Source organism: Actinomadura luteofluorescens (assembly GCF_013409365.1).
In the GTDB taxonomy this organism is placed as follows: Bacteria; Actinomycetota; Actinomycetes; order Streptosporangiales; family Streptosporangiaceae; genus Spirillospora; species Spirillospora luteofluorescens.
The window spans coordinates 6,634,591-6,647,756 of sequence record NZ_JACCBA010000001.1 but is presented as its reverse complement, the minus strand read 5'-3'; the positions used below and the strand labels follow the sequence as shown (position 1 = coordinate 6,647,756).

Annotated in this window: 13 protein-coding genes; 7 read left to right on the top strand and 6 right to left on the bottom strand. The window is 73.2% G+C overall.

Annotated features, from left to right (window positions below; all coding sequences use genetic code 11):
* Positions 1–219: 219 nt before the first annotated feature.
* Positions 220–1,527, top strand: a complete 1,308-nt coding sequence (gene hisD / locus BJY14_RS30995) for a histidinol dehydrogenase (protein WP_218905663.1) — start codon at positions 220–222, stop codon at positions 1,525–1,527.
* A gap of 43 nt (positions 1,528–1,570) precedes the next feature.
* Here hisD and BJY14_RS30990 read toward each other — a convergent pair whose 3' ends face one another.
* Positions 1,571–4,363, bottom strand: coding sequence for an ATP-binding protein (locus BJY14_RS30990; RefSeq protein WP_179846855.1), 2,793 nt, complete (start codon positions 4,361–4,363; stop codon positions 1,571–1,573).
* 158 nt (positions 4,364–4,521) lie between these two features.
* Here BJY14_RS30990 and BJY14_RS30985 point away from each other — a divergent pair, with 158 nt between their 5' ends.
* Both BJY14_RS30985 and BJY14_RS30980 read left to right on the top strand, forming a co-directional pair.
* Positions 4,522–4,878, top strand: a complete 357-nt coding sequence (locus BJY14_RS30985) for a VOC family protein (protein WP_179846854.1) — start codon at positions 4,522–4,524, stop codon at positions 4,876–4,878.
* 50 nt (positions 4,879–4,928) lie between these two features.
* Complete coding sequence (locus tag BJY14_RS30980; RefSeq protein ID WP_179846853.1) at positions 4,929–5,552, top strand: VOC family protein; 624 nt, start codon at positions 4,929–4,931, stop codon at positions 5,550–5,552.
* Between the two features lie 6 nt (positions 5,553–5,558).
* On the opposite strand, the gene BJY14_RS30975 is transcribed toward BJY14_RS30980, so the two are convergent.
* Both BJY14_RS30975 and BJY14_RS30970 read right to left on the bottom strand, forming a co-directional pair.
* The gene (locus BJY14_RS30975; RefSeq protein ID WP_179849738.1) at positions 5,559–6,065 is read right to left on the bottom strand and encodes an NUDIX hydrolase; all 507 of its coding nucleotides are present in this window, start codon (positions 6,063–6,065) and stop codon (positions 5,559–5,561) included.
* A 5-nt stretch (positions 6,066–6,070) separates the two neighbouring features.
* On the bottom strand, positions 6,071–6,511 hold the full coding sequence (locus tag BJY14_RS30970) for an SRPBCC family protein (protein ID WP_179846852.1): 441 nt from the start codon (positions 6,509–6,511) through the stop codon (positions 6,071–6,073).
* Positions 6,512–6,675: 164 nt separating this feature from the next.
* Between BJY14_RS30970 and BJY14_RS30965 the strand changes: the two genes are divergently transcribed.
* A complete protein-coding gene (locus tag BJY14_RS30965) occupies positions 6,676–7,395 on the top strand; it encodes a DUF4386 domain-containing protein (protein WP_179846851.1) in 720 nt (239 codons plus the stop codon).
* Positions 7,396–7,408: 13 nt separating this feature from the next.
* Here BJY14_RS30965 and BJY14_RS30960 read toward each other — a convergent pair whose 3' ends face one another.
* Together BJY14_RS30960 and BJY14_RS30955 are read right to left on the bottom strand one after the other, a co-directional pair.
* Positions 7,409–7,774, bottom strand: a complete 366-nt coding sequence (locus tag BJY14_RS30960) for a roadblock/LC7 domain-containing protein (protein WP_179846850.1) — start codon at positions 7,772–7,774, stop codon at positions 7,409–7,411.
* Positions 7,775–7,812: 38 nt separating this feature from the next.
* Positions 7,813–8,178, bottom strand: coding sequence for a hypothetical protein (locus BJY14_RS30955; protein WP_179846849.1), 366 nt, complete (start codon positions 8,176–8,178; stop codon positions 7,813–7,815).
* Between the two features lie 145 nt (positions 8,179–8,323).
* Here BJY14_RS30955 and BJY14_RS30950 point away from each other — a divergent pair, with 145 nt between their 5' ends.
* Both BJY14_RS30950 and BJY14_RS30945 read left to right on the top strand, forming a co-directional pair.
* On the top strand, positions 8,324–9,241 hold the full coding sequence (locus BJY14_RS30950; protein WP_179846848.1) for a hypothetical protein: 918 nt from the start codon (positions 8,324–8,326) through the stop codon (positions 9,239–9,241).
* A 135-nt stretch (positions 9,242–9,376) separates the two neighbouring features.
* Positions 9,377–10,183 carry an SAM-dependent methyltransferase gene (locus BJY14_RS30945; RefSeq protein WP_218905661.1) on the top strand — a complete coding sequence of 269 codons (807 nt, stop codon included), beginning with the start codon at positions 9,377–9,379 and terminating at the stop codon, positions 10,181–10,183.
* 86 nt (positions 10,184–10,269) lie between these two features.
* Here the strand turns inward: BJY14_RS30945 and BJY14_RS30940 are convergent, their stop codons facing one another.
* A complete protein-coding gene (locus tag BJY14_RS30940; RefSeq protein ID WP_179846847.1) occupies positions 10,270–10,884 on the bottom strand; it encodes a class I SAM-dependent methyltransferase in 615 nt (204 codons plus the stop codon).
* Between the two features lie 375 nt (positions 10,885–11,259).
* On the opposite strand from BJY14_RS30940, the gene BJY14_RS30935 reads away from it, so the two are divergent.
* The gene (locus tag BJY14_RS30935) at positions 11,260–13,155 is read left to right on the top strand and encodes an ABC transporter ATP-binding protein (RefSeq protein WP_246397426.1); all 1,896 of its coding nucleotides are present in this window, start codon (positions 11,260–11,262) and stop codon (positions 13,153–13,155) included.
* Positions 13,156–13,166 lie beyond the last annotated feature (11 nt).

Here is a 13,166-nt window from a genome sequence, read left to right as displayed (position 1 = left end):
GTCGGCTAACCTCGCGGCATCCGAGCAGTCGCGTGCGGCGGCCGCGCTCGGCTCGGCGCCACCGTGCTCGCCTCGCGCCCGGCCCACAGGGCCGGCCTGGCCCCTCAGCCCGCCCCGGCTTCGCGTGGCGGACGTGCGCCTCCGTGACCGCCTGGGCCCCTGACGAGGCGGGGCCGCCCGCCGCCTCCTCTCCGAACCTCTCGTTTAAGGAGTTCCACCGTGCGTGTTCCCGCCGGCGACGTGACCCTGATCAAGAAGCCGCTGAAGATCGCCTCCAGCGCCGTCGACCCGCAGGTCCGCGACCGGGTGAGCGAGATGCTGTCGACGATCGAGAGGGACGGCATGGACGCCGTCCGCCGGTACTCCCGCGAACTGGACGACTGGGACCCCGCGTCGTTCGAGGTCACCGCCGACGAGGCGCAGGCGACCGCCGGCCTCGACCCGAAGCTGCGCGAGAGCATCGACTTCGGGATCGAGCAGGTCGCCGGCTTCGCCGCCCGCCAGCTCGCCACCCTTACCGACTTCGAGGCCGAGACCCTGCCCGGGGTGGTCCTCGGGCAGCGGCAGATCCCGCTCGCTCACGTCGGCGCCTACGCGCCCGCCGGGCGGGTGCCGATGCTCGCCAGCCCGTTCATGACCGTGAAGGTGCCCAAGGTCGCCGGAGTGGACCGGGTCGTCGCGTGCACCCCGCCGCGCGCCGGCCGCGGCGTGCACGCGCCGACGCTGTACAGCCTCATCGCGTCCGGAGCGGACGCCGTCTACTGCCTCGGCGGCGTCCAGGCCGTCGCGGCGATGGCGTTCGGGCTGCTCGACGGCGCCGGCCCGGTGGACAAGCTCGTCGGCCCCGGCAACGCCTTCGTCGCCGAGGCCAAGCGGCAGCTGTACGGCCAGGTCGGCATCGACATGATCGCCGGACCGTCCGAGGTGGCGGTGATCGCCGACGACTCGGCCGACCCCGAGCTGGTCGCCGCGGACCTGCTCGGCCAGGCCGAGCACGGCCCGACCTCGCCCGCCGCGCTGATCACCGTCAGCCGCGCCATGGCGGACGCGGTCATCGCCGAGATCGACCGCCAGCTCGGCGATCTCGCGAAGGTCGCGGGGGCGGAGGTCCCGGGGGCGGCCTGGCGGGACTACGGCTTCGTGCTGCTCGCCGCCGACCACGAGGACGCCGTCCGGCTGAGCGACCTCCTCGCGGCCGAGCACCTGGAGGTGCACACCGATCGCGACGACTGGTACCTGAAGAACCTGCGCAACTACGGTTCGCTGTTCGTCGGGCAGCGCGCGACCGTCGCGTTCAGCGACAAGGTGATCGGCACGAACCACGTGCTCCCCACCGCGGGCGCCGGCCGCTACACCGGCGGCCTGTCCGTCGCGTCCTTCCTGAAGACGGTGACCTGGCAGCGGATCGACTCCGACGAGGGAGTCCGCACGGTGGCGCCGCACGTCGTCACCATCTCGCAGGCCGACCTCATGCCGGCGCACGAAGCCACCGCGGCCAAGCGGCTGGAGCGCCTGGCCCGCGACTGAGGCGCCGCACCCGGCGAGCGGCCGTCGTTCCGGTTCCGTCCAGCTACCGGACGGTCATGGGGGCCAGGCCGAGGGCCTTGAGGGCGGTCGCTCCGCGGGCGGCGTGGGAGCCGCCCGCGAGCAGCAGGGTGCGCGCCGACTGGTAGTGGCAGCCCGCGGCGTCGAACGCGTCCGCCGTGGCGAGCAGGCGCTCAGGGTCGCCGTCGAGCAGCGCCTCGGCGCGTTCCACCATGGCACCGGCGACCGGGTCGCCGGCGGTGAGCTTCCGGGCGCCGGCCAGGCGGTCGCGGGCGTCGGGGCCTCCGGCGAGGACGGTCGCCTCCGCGCGCAGGGCCACGTACCAGTGGAGCCAGATCCAGGTGACCCACCTCCACACCTCGCCGGGTTCGGGGGCCAGCCGCTCCAGCGCTTGCGCCGCCCGGCCGTCGTGGAGCAGCAGCATCGCGTCGAAGACCGCGCCGTAGCCGTGGACGCGGTTCGGTGACGTGCCGAAACGCTCCAGGATCGTGTCCCATTCGTGCCGGGCGTCCCGGTCGCCGCGCAGGCCGTGGATCATCGCGACGGCGGCCACCGCCGGTTCGAGGTCCGGCCAGACGGGGCTGCCGCTGCGCCGCCACGCGTCCAGGAACCTGACGGCGCCGGTGAGCACGCTCCCGGCGTCGCCCGCCAGCGCGCCGGCGACCAGCTGCCAGCTCGTCGCGCGGTGCCCGACCTCGGCCAGCGACGGGTGGTCGGCGAGCCGCCCCGCCCAGCGCCGGGCGTCGGGCAGGTCCCCGACGCCGATGCCGGTCTGGGCGGCTTCGCCGAGGGCCTGGACGAGCTCGTGGGTGACGGCGGGCGAGGTCCGCGCGGACGACAGGAGCGTGACGCGGCGGCGGGCCGTGGCGGCGGTGGCGAACGCGTCGCCGACCCAGCTCTGGACGGCGGCGAGCGCGTCGAGCGCGGCGGACTCGGCGGACGGGACGCCGGTGCGGTGCGCGAGTTCGACCGCGTTCCCGGCGCGCGCGAGCGTCTCCGCCACGGCCTCGTCGCGCGGGTCCTGGTCGGCGCCGAACGCGTCGGCGACCGACGCCGCCTCGGCCAGCGCGACGGCCGCGCGCGCGGCGGGGTCGTCGCCGGCGTGATCGCGCGCCTCGCGGATCAGTGCGCGGGTCTCGTCCGGGGACGGCGTCCGGACGAACGTGCCCGCGAACCGGTACACGGCGGTCGCGGCGGTCGCCAGGTCGGCGGCGGCGCGGGCGGCGTCGCCGGCCCGGCGGGCGGCGTCCGCGGCGGCCCGGTGGAGGCGGTACATGTCGTCGCCGTGCATGCGGCACCCGGCGACTGCGGCGGCGTGCCGGAGCATCGCCGCGGCGCCGGCCGGGTCGCCGGCGAGCGCGGCGGCCTGCTCGTACCGCTGCTGGGACTCGCCGACCAGGTTGCGGGTGAAGGCGAGTTCCGCCAGGCGCCGCGCGAGGTCGTGCGCGTCCGCGCGCCGTTCCGGCCGGTCGGCCGCCCAGGCGAGGGCGGAGCGGAGGTCGTCGGCGGCACCGTCGAAGCGGGGCCGCCAGTCGGCCCCGGTGGCGGCGGCGAGGTCGGCGGCTCTGGCCAGGCACCAGCGGAGGTGCCGGGTGCGGGTGTCCGCCAGTTCGCCGGACTCGGCAAGCCGCTCGACCCCGTACTGGCGGATCGTCTCCAGCGCCCGGTACTCGGTCGCTCCCCCGGACGCCCGCACGACCAGCAGGCTCTGTTCCGCCAGCCGTGCCAGCCCGTCGGCGGCGACGCCCTCCTCGGCCCCGGCCACTTCCGCCGCCGCCGCGGCGGTGAACGGCGCGACGAACACCGACACCCGGCGCAGGAGCTCCCGGTCGGCCGGTTCCAGCAGTGCGTGGCTCCAGTCCACCGCCGCCCGCACCGAACGGTGCCTGTCGTCGGCGCGGGAGCCGCCCGCGAGCGTCCGCAGCGGATGGGACAGGGCCGCGGTGAGACCGTCCAGGCCGAGCGTCGGGTACCGGGCCGCGGCCAGCTCGATCGCCAGGGCCATGCCGTCCAGCCGCTCGCAGATCGAGCGGATGTGCTCGTGCAGGGGTGGGTCCAGCGGCCAGCCGATCGCCGTCGCCCGTTCCTTGAACAGCGCGACCGCGTCCGACTCGCCGTCGTCGGACAGCGACAGCGGCGGGACGGCGTACACCCGCTCGAACGGCACCATCAGCCGGGCGCGGCTCGTCGTCAGCGCCGTCACCCGGGGGCACGCCGCGAGCAGCCGCTCCAGGAACAGCGCCACGCCGTCCCGCACCTGCTCGCAGTTGTCCAGGACGAGCAGGGCGTGCCGGTCGGCCAGCGCCGCGGCCACCGACTCGGCCATGCCGCGGCCGGGCTGCTCGCCGAGACCGAGCGCGCCGGCGACCGCGTCCGCGACCATCCCCGGGTCGGTGACCGGTACCAGATCGACGAACCAGGCGCCGTCCGCGAACGCGCCGGCCGCGTCCGCCGCCACCGCCAGCGCGAGCCGGGTCTTGCCCACGCCTCCCGGCCCGACCGCGGTCACCTGCCGATGCTTCTCGATCAGCTCGTTCAGCTCGGCGCGCTCGCCCGCCCGCCCGACGAACGAGGTCAGCGGGGCCGGCAGGACGGGCACCGGCTGCGAGGCGCCGGCGGCGCGGCGGCCCGCGGCGGCCCGCGCGGCGAGCGCCCGCCGGTCCGGGACGTCCAGCTTCCGCAGCAGGGCGGAGACGTGGCTCTCGGCGGTGCGGACGGAGATGAAGAGCCGCGCCGCGATCTCGGCGTTGCTGAGATGGTCCCCGACCAGCTCCAGCACCTCGGCTTCCCGGGGCGAGATATCCACTGTCGCTACCACTGCACCATTCTGCCGCAAGCCCTCCGTGCTCGTTCCGCGCCCGCTGTTCGTACGGCGATGCGTAGCCGGCTCCGTAGTCGCCACGGATGTGCGGGGTGCGGCCCTGGACCGAGGCTATGAGCAGTCGAACGACACGACCCGTGACCCCAGGAGCGACCATGAGCGACTCTCCCGTCCGAGGGATCAGGACGGTGCTGCATCCCGTGAGCGACCTGACGAAGGCCAGGGCGGTGTACACCGCCCTGCTCGGCGAGGCTCCGCAAACTGACTCGTCCCACTACGTCGGGTTCGAGGTCGGAGGCCAGCACATCGGGCTGGTCCCGGACGGCGGGCCGCAGGGCATGACCTCGCCGGTGGCCTACTGGCACGTGCCGGACATCGAGGCGAAGCTCGCCGGCCTGACCGCCGCCGGCGCGACCGTCAGGCAGGCCGCGCACGACGTCGGCGCCGGGCGGCTGGTCGCCACCGTCACCGACCCGGACGGCAACGTCCTCGGGCTGATCCAGGACCGCTGAACGCCACCGCCGCCACCAGACGACGAACCCACCAGCCAGAAAGAAGCACCATGAACTCCTTCGAATCCGTCACCCTGGAAGTCTCCGACCCCACGGCCGCGGAGGCCTTCTACGCGGCCTTCGGCATCGCCGACCGCGTGAACGTCCGGGCCTCGGACGAGCCGTCCGCCGGCTTCCGCGGCTTCGCGCTGTCCCTCGTCGCGTCCCAGCCCGGCAACGTCGACGCCCTCATCGGCGCCGCCCTCGACGCCGGCGCCACGACGCTGAAGCCAGCCGCGAAGTCCTTCTGGGGCTACGGCGGCGTCGTCCAGGCCCCGGACGGGACGATCTGCAAGGTCGCGTCCTCGAAGAAGAAGGACTCCGCGCCCGCCGCCCCAGAGTTCGACCAGATCGCACTGCTGCTCGGGGTCGCGGACGTCAAGGCGAGCAAGCGGCTCTACGCCGCCCGCGGCCTGGCGGTCGGCAAGAGCTTCGGCGGCAAGTACGCCGAGTTCGACACCCCGTCATCGTCCGTCACGCTGGCGCTCTACCCGCGCCACGCCCTCGCCAAGGACCTCGGCGTCGACCAGGAGAGCACCGGCTCGCACCGGCTCGTGCTGGTCGGCGGCGGCGAGCCGTTCACCGACCCGGACGGCTTCACCTGGGAGGCCGCGCCCGCCCGGAACCCGGCCTGAAGCCGCTCAGTGGTGCCAGGGGAGGCGGACCGGCGCGGTCACCGTGCGGCCCGCGAGGAGGTCCGTGAGGAGTTCCGCGAGCTTGAGCGGATAGACCGGTTCTTCCGCGCTCGCCAGTTCCCCGAGCGACCACCAGCGGTGGGCGCTGACGTGCTCGCGTTCGACGGGGGTGAACCCCGCGGTGTCGATATCGCGGGCGGGCGTGCGGAGCAGGAAGAAGTCGTCCCGGAACAGGCCACGGGCCCAGCCGAGGTCCGCGTGGCCGGAGGCCGTGGCGACCTGGGGGCCGAGGTCGTCGGGGGAGACGATCAGGCCGGTCTCCTCGCGCAGCTCGCGGGCCGCGGCCACGCGCAGGCTCTCGCCCGGCTCGACGCCTCCGCCCGGAGTGATCCAGCAGTGGCCCGCCTCGGGCTCGCCCGCGACCTTCGGCCAGCGGAACAGCAGGACGCGGTCGGTGTCGTCCACCAGGAAGACGCGGGCGCTGCGCCGCCGGTAGACCTCGTCGGCCGGCATGCTGGTCACGAGCCCAGGACGGCGTCCAGCTTGGCGAGCTGGGCGTCGTAGATGCGCCGGAGGCCCTTGGGCGCGAAGGTCCGCTCGAAGAAGCCCCCGATGCCGCCCGCTCCGTCCCAGGTGGTGGTGACGTCGACGCGCGCGCCCTCGGGAGCCGGGGTGACCGTCCACGTGGTGACCATCGAGGAGTTGGCGTCCTTCTCGACCAGGCGGTCACTGGTGGGGGTGGTCACGGTGAAGAGGCAGTCGCGCACCCGCTTGCTGGTGGCCGCCAGCTTCCAGTGCACGACCGTGCCGTCGCCCTGGCCGCCTTCCCGCACTTCGTACTCGCTGAAATGCTCCGTCAGCATGCGGGATCGCACTCCCGTGTAATCGCCGAGCGCTCCGAGCACCTGGTCCGGGCTTGCTTTCAGCGTTCTCTCCGCGGTCACCACGACTTGTCCCATGCCGTCATCCTTTCACCGCGCCGGGCCGGCGTCGCCCAACCGGGTGCCCTCGGGGCGGCGCCGTCGCCCTGTGGCCGAGGCCCGGCGTGAACCGGCCACCGGAGGGTGGGGACAACGCCCGTTCGGCGTGGTTCTCTAACCGTGTGGAAACGACCGAGTCCCTGATGCCGGAAGCCGCTCAGCGGAGGGCCAGGATCGCCGGTGTCTGGTTCATCCTCACCTTCGTCCTCTCGATCCCGGCGGTGCTGCTCTACGACCCGGTCCTCAACGACGCGAACTACATCGTGGGAGCGGGCGCGGACACGCAGGTGCGCTTCGGAGCCCTTCTCGAGATCCTGACCGCCGTCGCGAACATCGCCACCGCGGTCGTGCTGTTCCCCCTCTTGAAGAGGCAGAGCGAGAGCATCGCCCTCGGCTACATCGGCACGCGAATCCTCGAATCGACCGTCATCGTGATGGGGGTCGTCAGCGTGCTCGCCGTCGTGGCGCTGCGGCAGGACCTGGCGGGCGGGGACGGGGCCGACGCCGTTCTGGTCGGCCGGTCACTCGTGGCGTTGAAGGACCAGACGTTCCTGCTCGGCCCCGCCTTCTGCGCGGGCTTCGGCAACGGGCTGCTGCTGGGCTACCTGATGTACAGGTCGGGCCTGGTGCCACGCCCCATGGCGCTCATCGGGGTCGTCGGCGGGCCTATCGCCTGCGCGACCGCGACCGCCGTCCTGTTCGGCGTCTACGAGCAGCAGTCCCCGGTGAACTTCTTGTTCACGGCACCGGAAATCGTCTGGGAAGCGTCCCTGGGCATTTGGCTCGTCACCAAGGGCGTCCGCTCAGCCTCTCCGGTCACGGAAACGGCTCCCAAGGTCTCGCAGGAGCCCGACACAGCGTGACGGGCCTGCCGGGTCAGTTCTGTTCGAGGATGGTGCCGAGGCGGTCCACGGTGGCCCGGGACCGCAGATGCAGGTCGGCGATGTCCAGCCCCTCGTCGCCCAGCACGACCAGCAGGCCCGTGCGCCGGACGGCGTAGACGACGATATGGCCGCTCTGGCAGCGGGTCACCACCTCGCGCAGCTCGCCCATGCCGACCTCGTTCCCCGCGCTGCGGCCGAGGCCCAGCGACGCCGCGGCCAGCGCCGCCAGGACGTCGGGCCGGACCTCGTCGGTGTCGGAGGCCACCAGCATCCCGTCCACCGACGCCACGGCCGCGTCAGTGACGCCCACGACCTGGCCGCGCAGTGTGCGCAGTTCCTCCAGCACGGCTTCGCGCATACCCGTTCCCCCTAGTTCGCCCCGAGACGGAGACGCGGTCAGACGCTGAGTTCGGCTTCGATGCGCCGCAGGTGGTGCCGGGCGAGCGCCAGGTTGGCGCGTTCCCGGTTGAGGACGAGGTAGAGGAACAGCTTGCCGTGGCCGCTTCCGAGGATGCGGATCAGGTGGTACTGCCGCTGCAGGGTGACGAGGACGTCCTCGATGGAGTCCTCGATCCCGAGCGATTCCAGCGTGCGCACCTTGGCGCGCACGAGCTCGGTGTTGCCGGCGGCCGCGACGTCCATGTCGAGTTCGGGGCCACCTCCCAGCGACCCAAGGGACATGCCGCTGTCATAGTCGACGAGGGCCACGCCGATCGCGCCCTCGACGGCCATGGCTTCCTTGAGCGCCGTTTCGATGTTCATACCACTCCCGACGAATTGCATATTTGGGACGCTAATATATCCCGCGAACGGGCGCCCCCAACCAGCAGACCCGGATTCCGCCGATCCGGCATCGCGACCACTGGAAGGGGCGCCCGGTGCCTCCGAAGAAGGCGAGAAGGGACAAATGGCATCAGAAGCGCAGCCTTTGGGAGAACGCGGGCGCGACCACGCGGGCGTGCTGACCTCGGCACTGACCCGGCGCGGCCGGCAGCGGTTCACCGGAACGCTGCGCATGGACGGGTCCCCCGGAGGCACGGTGAGCATGCGTGACGGCCTGGTGGTGGCCGCCTCCACCCCCGCCGCGCCGGGACCCGAACCGTTGCTGCTGCGGTCGGGACGCATCAGCGAAGCCGACTGGAGCGCCGCCTTCACCGCCGGAGCCCCCGAGGGCCGGCTGGAGCGCGAACTGGTCGCGCGCGGGCTCCTGGGCGACGCCGGCGTGCAGGTCATCACCCGCGCCGCGGTCGCCGACGCGCTGTTCGCCATGGCGCTGTGCGGGGTCCGCACCTGCACCGCCGACCCGGACGACCCCGCCCCGCTGCTCGCGTCCGACCCCGGTCTGGACGCCGAACGCGCCATCCGCGAGATCCGCCGCCGGCTCGATCTCGCCCACTCCTGGGCCGCGCTCGGCCTGTCCATACGGTCCAGACCGCGCACCGCGCGGCCCGCGGGGGCCGTACCCGTCAACGCCCAGCGCCAGGAGCTGCTCGCCAGGGTCAACGGCCGCCGGACGCCCCGCGACATCGCCTTCGCGCTCGGACGCGGCCTGTTCCCGGTCATGAGCGACCTCGCCACCCTCATCGCCGACGGTCTGGCCACCGTCGAGCCGCTCCTCGCCGAAGGATCCGAGGCCGTCCCCGACCCGGAACCCAGGAGCGGGCCCACCGACCACCCGCCAGGACACCCGGAGGAGGGCATCCGCTCGCGGTCGGCGCCTCCCCCGCACCAGGGCATTCCCTACCAGGAATCGGCCGGGCTGCCCCGACGCAGGCATCGGAGTACCGACCATGAACCACGGTTCCAGCGGAAGCCGCCGGATTGACGCCGACCTTTCGGCCACCCTGCCCCGCCTGTCCGAAAGGCTGTCAACCCGAAAGCCGCGGCCGGACTTGGCCACCGCGTCTTTCCCGGGCTAGTCTTGCTCCGTTAATAATTTGATCTTGGGTGGAGGTCGTACGTGGCCGAGGATGGGCTGTCCCCGGAAATCGATCTCACCCGGCCGAGCGTGGCCCGCATGTACGACTACTACCTGCACGGGAAAGACAACTTCCAGGTCGACCGGGACGCCGCGGACAGGGTCGCGCGGGCCATGCCGGAGATCGGCGAGCTCGCCCTGGAGAACCGCTCGTTCCTGCGCCGCTCCGTGCGGTACATGGCGCGCCGGGGGATCCGTCAGTTCCTCGACATCGGCTCCGGGCTGCCGACCGTCGGCAACACCCACGAGATCGCCCACGAGATCGTCCCGGACGCCCGCGTCGTGTACGTCGACAGCGATCCGGTGGTCCTGGTGCACGGGCGGGCGCTGCTCGCGACCAACGAGCACACCACCGTCGCCCAGGCCGACATGCGCCGCCCCGCCGAGGTCCTCGACCACGCCCGCGGGACCGGGCTGATCGACTTCGCCGCCCCGGTCGGCGTGCTGATGATCGCCATGACCCACTTCCTCACCCTGGACGAGCGGGAGGACGTCATGGCGCCCCTGCGCGCGGCCCTGGCGCCGGGCAGCCATCTCGCCGCGACCCATGTGACGACGGAAGGGCACGCCCCGGCGGCCGTCGAGCAGATCGAGGGGGCCTACGCGACCACCCCCACCCCCATCTATTTCCGCGACAGAACAGACATCGAACTGTTCTTCGACGGCTTCGAGCTGGTCGACCCCGGCCTGGTCACCATCGATTCGTGGAATCCAGACGACGACGAGACGGACAAGCCGGCCGCCGAAGTCGGAAAATGGCTTTATGGCGGTATCGGCCGCATCGGCTGACACGGGCCTTAGTCGCTGAGCCCGGTGGATTCAGCACGGGGATTCTCGCCGCCGACGCGGTCGCAGAGCCCGGCCGGGTCGGGAGATCATTGGCGGCGGGCGAGCAGGAAGGCGTCGATGGCGCTGCGCGGGCCCTCGTCGGTGACGACCTCGCGCGTTCTGGGCTCCGCCCGCAGGATCTGGAGACCGGTCCCCGCGATGTCGGACGCCGCGTCCTGCGCGGTGTACAGGGCGACGGCGTCCTGGGGCCCGCCGACGCCGTGCGCGAGGTTGTCGCTGTCGTGCCCCACGACGAGCAGCAGCCCGCCGGGCGCCACCGCCTCGGCGGCGGCGCGCAGGGCGTGGCGGCGCACCTGCTCGCCGACCTGCAGGTAGGCGACGATCACGAGGTCGGCGGCCTGGCGTGCCGGGGTGTACTCCCGCAGGTCGGCCTCGACCAGCCGGACCCGGCCCGCGTGCTCACCGAGCCGCCGCGCGGCGAGCGACCGGGCGCGTTCGAGCCCGACGGCGGAGAAGTCGACCGCTGTGACCTCCCAGCCGCGCTCGGCGAGCCACAGCGCGTTGCGTCCCTCACCGGCGGCCAGGTCGAGGGCGGTGCCCTCAGGCAGGTCCGCCGCGACCTCTTCGACCCACCGGTTGGGCCCGGCCGACCACACCAGTTCGTGACCGGCATACCTGCGATCCCATCCCGCGCTGTCCACGGCTTCCGCCTCCTCCTGCCGTCCTCGAAGACTTCGGTGTCCGCCGCCCGCCTCCCCGCACGTGCCTTACCCGGCGGGTGGAGAACTGTGCCGCAGGGGCGTGGGGCCAGAGACCGCCGCAACCCTTCCTCGTGCGCTAGTGCGGCGCAGAGGGTGATACCCGTCCCCCCTTTGTCTGGAGGCCGGTTCCGTGTTGTCCAGTGTCCCCCGCTCTGGTGATCGTGAGACGTCGTCGAACCCGGGGGTGGGCCGGTGAGGCTGCCGCTGCGGCGCGGGCGCGCCGCTCCCCCGGTCGAAGCGGCCCTGGGGCCGGCGTTGAGCGAGCACCGGTGGTACCGCAAGGCCGCAGAGCTGTCGGGCACCGGGACGCTCACCATGGCGCGGCGGCTGCCGACGCTGATCGGGCAGGTGATGCGGCTCGCGTGGCGGGCGAGCAGGCGGGACCTGGCCGCGACGATCGCGTTCAACGTGGCCGCCGGGGTGTTCACCGCGTTCGGCCTGCTGGCCACCACCGGGGTGCTGACCGCGCTGTTCTCGGCGGGCCCGACCCCGGACCGGGTGCGGGCCGCGGCGCCGGAGCTGGTGCTGGTGGGGGCGGCGATCACGGTCCGGGCGGCGTTCTCGGCGGGGGCGCAGTGGGCGCAGGCCCGGCTGCGTCCGCAGGTCGAGCAGATCGTCGAGCGGCAGCTGTACGAGCTGACGACCGCGATCGAGCTGGCGGCGTTCGACGACGCCGAGTTCCAGGACGACCTGCACCGGGCCCGGCTGCGGGGCATGGACTCGGCCCCGTCCATGGTCGACAACGCGGTGGACCTGTTCACCGCCGCCGTCGGCGTCGCGGCGGCGGCGGGCGCGCTCGGCGTGCTGCACCCGGTGCTGCTGCCGCTGCTGCTGCTGACCGCGCTGCCCGAGGGATGGGCGGCCGTCCGCGCGGCCCGGCTGGGGTACCTGACCCAGCTGGATCTGGTGGAGGTGCGGCGGCGGAGCTGGATCATGTCCGATCTGATGACCGAGCGGCGCCACGCCGCCGAGGTCCGCTCCTTCACCGTCCGGGACTTCCTGCTGCGCCAGTACGCCGCGCTGGCCGCCCACACCCGTCGCGTGCTCCTCGACCTGGCACGCCGGCAGACGATGTCCCAGATCTGGGGCGACGTCCTCAAGGGGATCGCGACGGCGCTGATGTACACGGCGCTGGGGATGCTGCTGTGGCGGGGCGTGATGCCGCTCGCGGTGGCCGGGACGGCCGTCCTGGCGATCCGCGCCGGGCAGACCTCCCTGGTCAACCTCGTCTACGCCTTGAACCGCTGCTACGAGGACGGCCTGTACTTCAGCGACTACATGGCCTACTGCCAGACCGCTGAAAGGCGCGTGCGAGGAGCCCGCGCGGGCGTCCGCGAACCGGGTGACGTGGAGAGGCAGCTCGAGGCGCTGCGCGCGTTCGGGGAGATCCGTGCCGAGGAGGTGACCTTCACCTATCCCGACAGCGACGCGCCTTCGCTGCGCGGCGTGTCGGTGCGGCTCGGCCGCGGGGAGATCGTCGCCCTGGTCGGGGAGAACGGCTCGGGGAAGACGACCCTCGCCAAGATCCTCGCCGGCCTGTACGCCCCGCAGAGCGGCGTCGTCCGCTGGGACGACACCCGCGTGGGCGACCTGGATCCCGAGGCGCTGCGGCGGGCCATCGCGGTCGTCGCCCAGGACCACACCCACTGGCCGATGACCGCCGCCGACAACATCACCATGGGCGACGACCTGGCCGCCGCGGGCGTCCGGGCGGGCGTCGACGAGGCCGCGGCCGCGGCCGGCGCCGACCAGGTGATCGCCACCCTGCCCCTCGGCCTCGACACCCTGCTGGACAAGCGCTTCGCCGACGGGTGCGAACTGTCGGGCGGGCAGTGGCAGCGGCTGGCGGCCGCGCGCGGCTTCTACCGGGACGCGCCCCTGCTGATCTGCGACGAGCCCACCGCCGCGCTCGACGCCCGCGCCGAGCACCACTTGTTCGAGCAGATCCGCCGGCATGCCGCGCGGCACGGGCGCACCGTCCTGCTGATCACCCACCGGCTCGCGAGCGTCCGGCACGCGGACCGCGTCTACGTCCTCGACGCCGGTCGCGTCACCGAGCAGGGCACCCACCACGACCTGATGGCACGGGACGGCCTGTACGCCGAACTCTACGATCTGCAGGCATCGGCCTACCGCCAGGGCGATGACGAGGGCGGCGCCCTCGCCGCCAAATCAGCCGTCAGGAACCTGAAACCGAGACCTCCCTCCTGAGTAGTCCATTT

Coding starts and splice junctions, on each gene's coding strand:
- BJY14_RS30985 (WP_179846854.1), top strand. CDS start 4,522: ATGAGCGACTCTCCCGTCCGAGGGATCAGGACGGTGCTGCATCCCGTG.
- BJY14_RS30980 (WP_179846853.1), top strand. CDS start 4,929: ATGAACTCCTTCGAATCCGTCACCCTGGAAGTCTCCGACCCCACGGCC.
- BJY14_RS30975 (WP_179849738.1), bottom strand. CDS start 6,065: ATGCCGGCCGACGAGGTCTACCGGCGGCGCAGCGCCCGCGTCTTCCTG.
- BJY14_RS30970 (WP_179846852.1), bottom strand. CDS start 6,511: ATGGGACAAGTCGTGGTGACCGCGGAGAGAACGCTGAAAGCAAGCCCG.
- BJY14_RS30965 (WP_179846851.1), top strand. CDS start 6,676: ATGCCGGAAGCCGCTCAGCGGAGGGCCAGGATCGCCGGTGTCTGGTTC.
- BJY14_RS30960 (WP_179846850.1), bottom strand. CDS start 7,774: ATGCGCGAAGCCGTGCTGGAGGAACTGCGCACACTGCGCGGCCAGGTC.
- BJY14_RS30955 (WP_179846849.1), bottom strand. CDS start 8,178: ATGAACATCGAAACGGCGCTCAAGGAAGCCATGGCCGTCGAGGGCGCG.
- BJY14_RS30950 (WP_179846848.1), top strand. CDS start 8,324: ATGGCATCAGAAGCGCAGCCTTTGGGAGAACGCGGGCGCGACCACGCG.
- BJY14_RS30935 (WP_246397426.1), top strand. CDS start 11,260: ATGGCGCGGCGGCTGCCGACGCTGATCGGGCAGGTGATGCGGCTCGCG.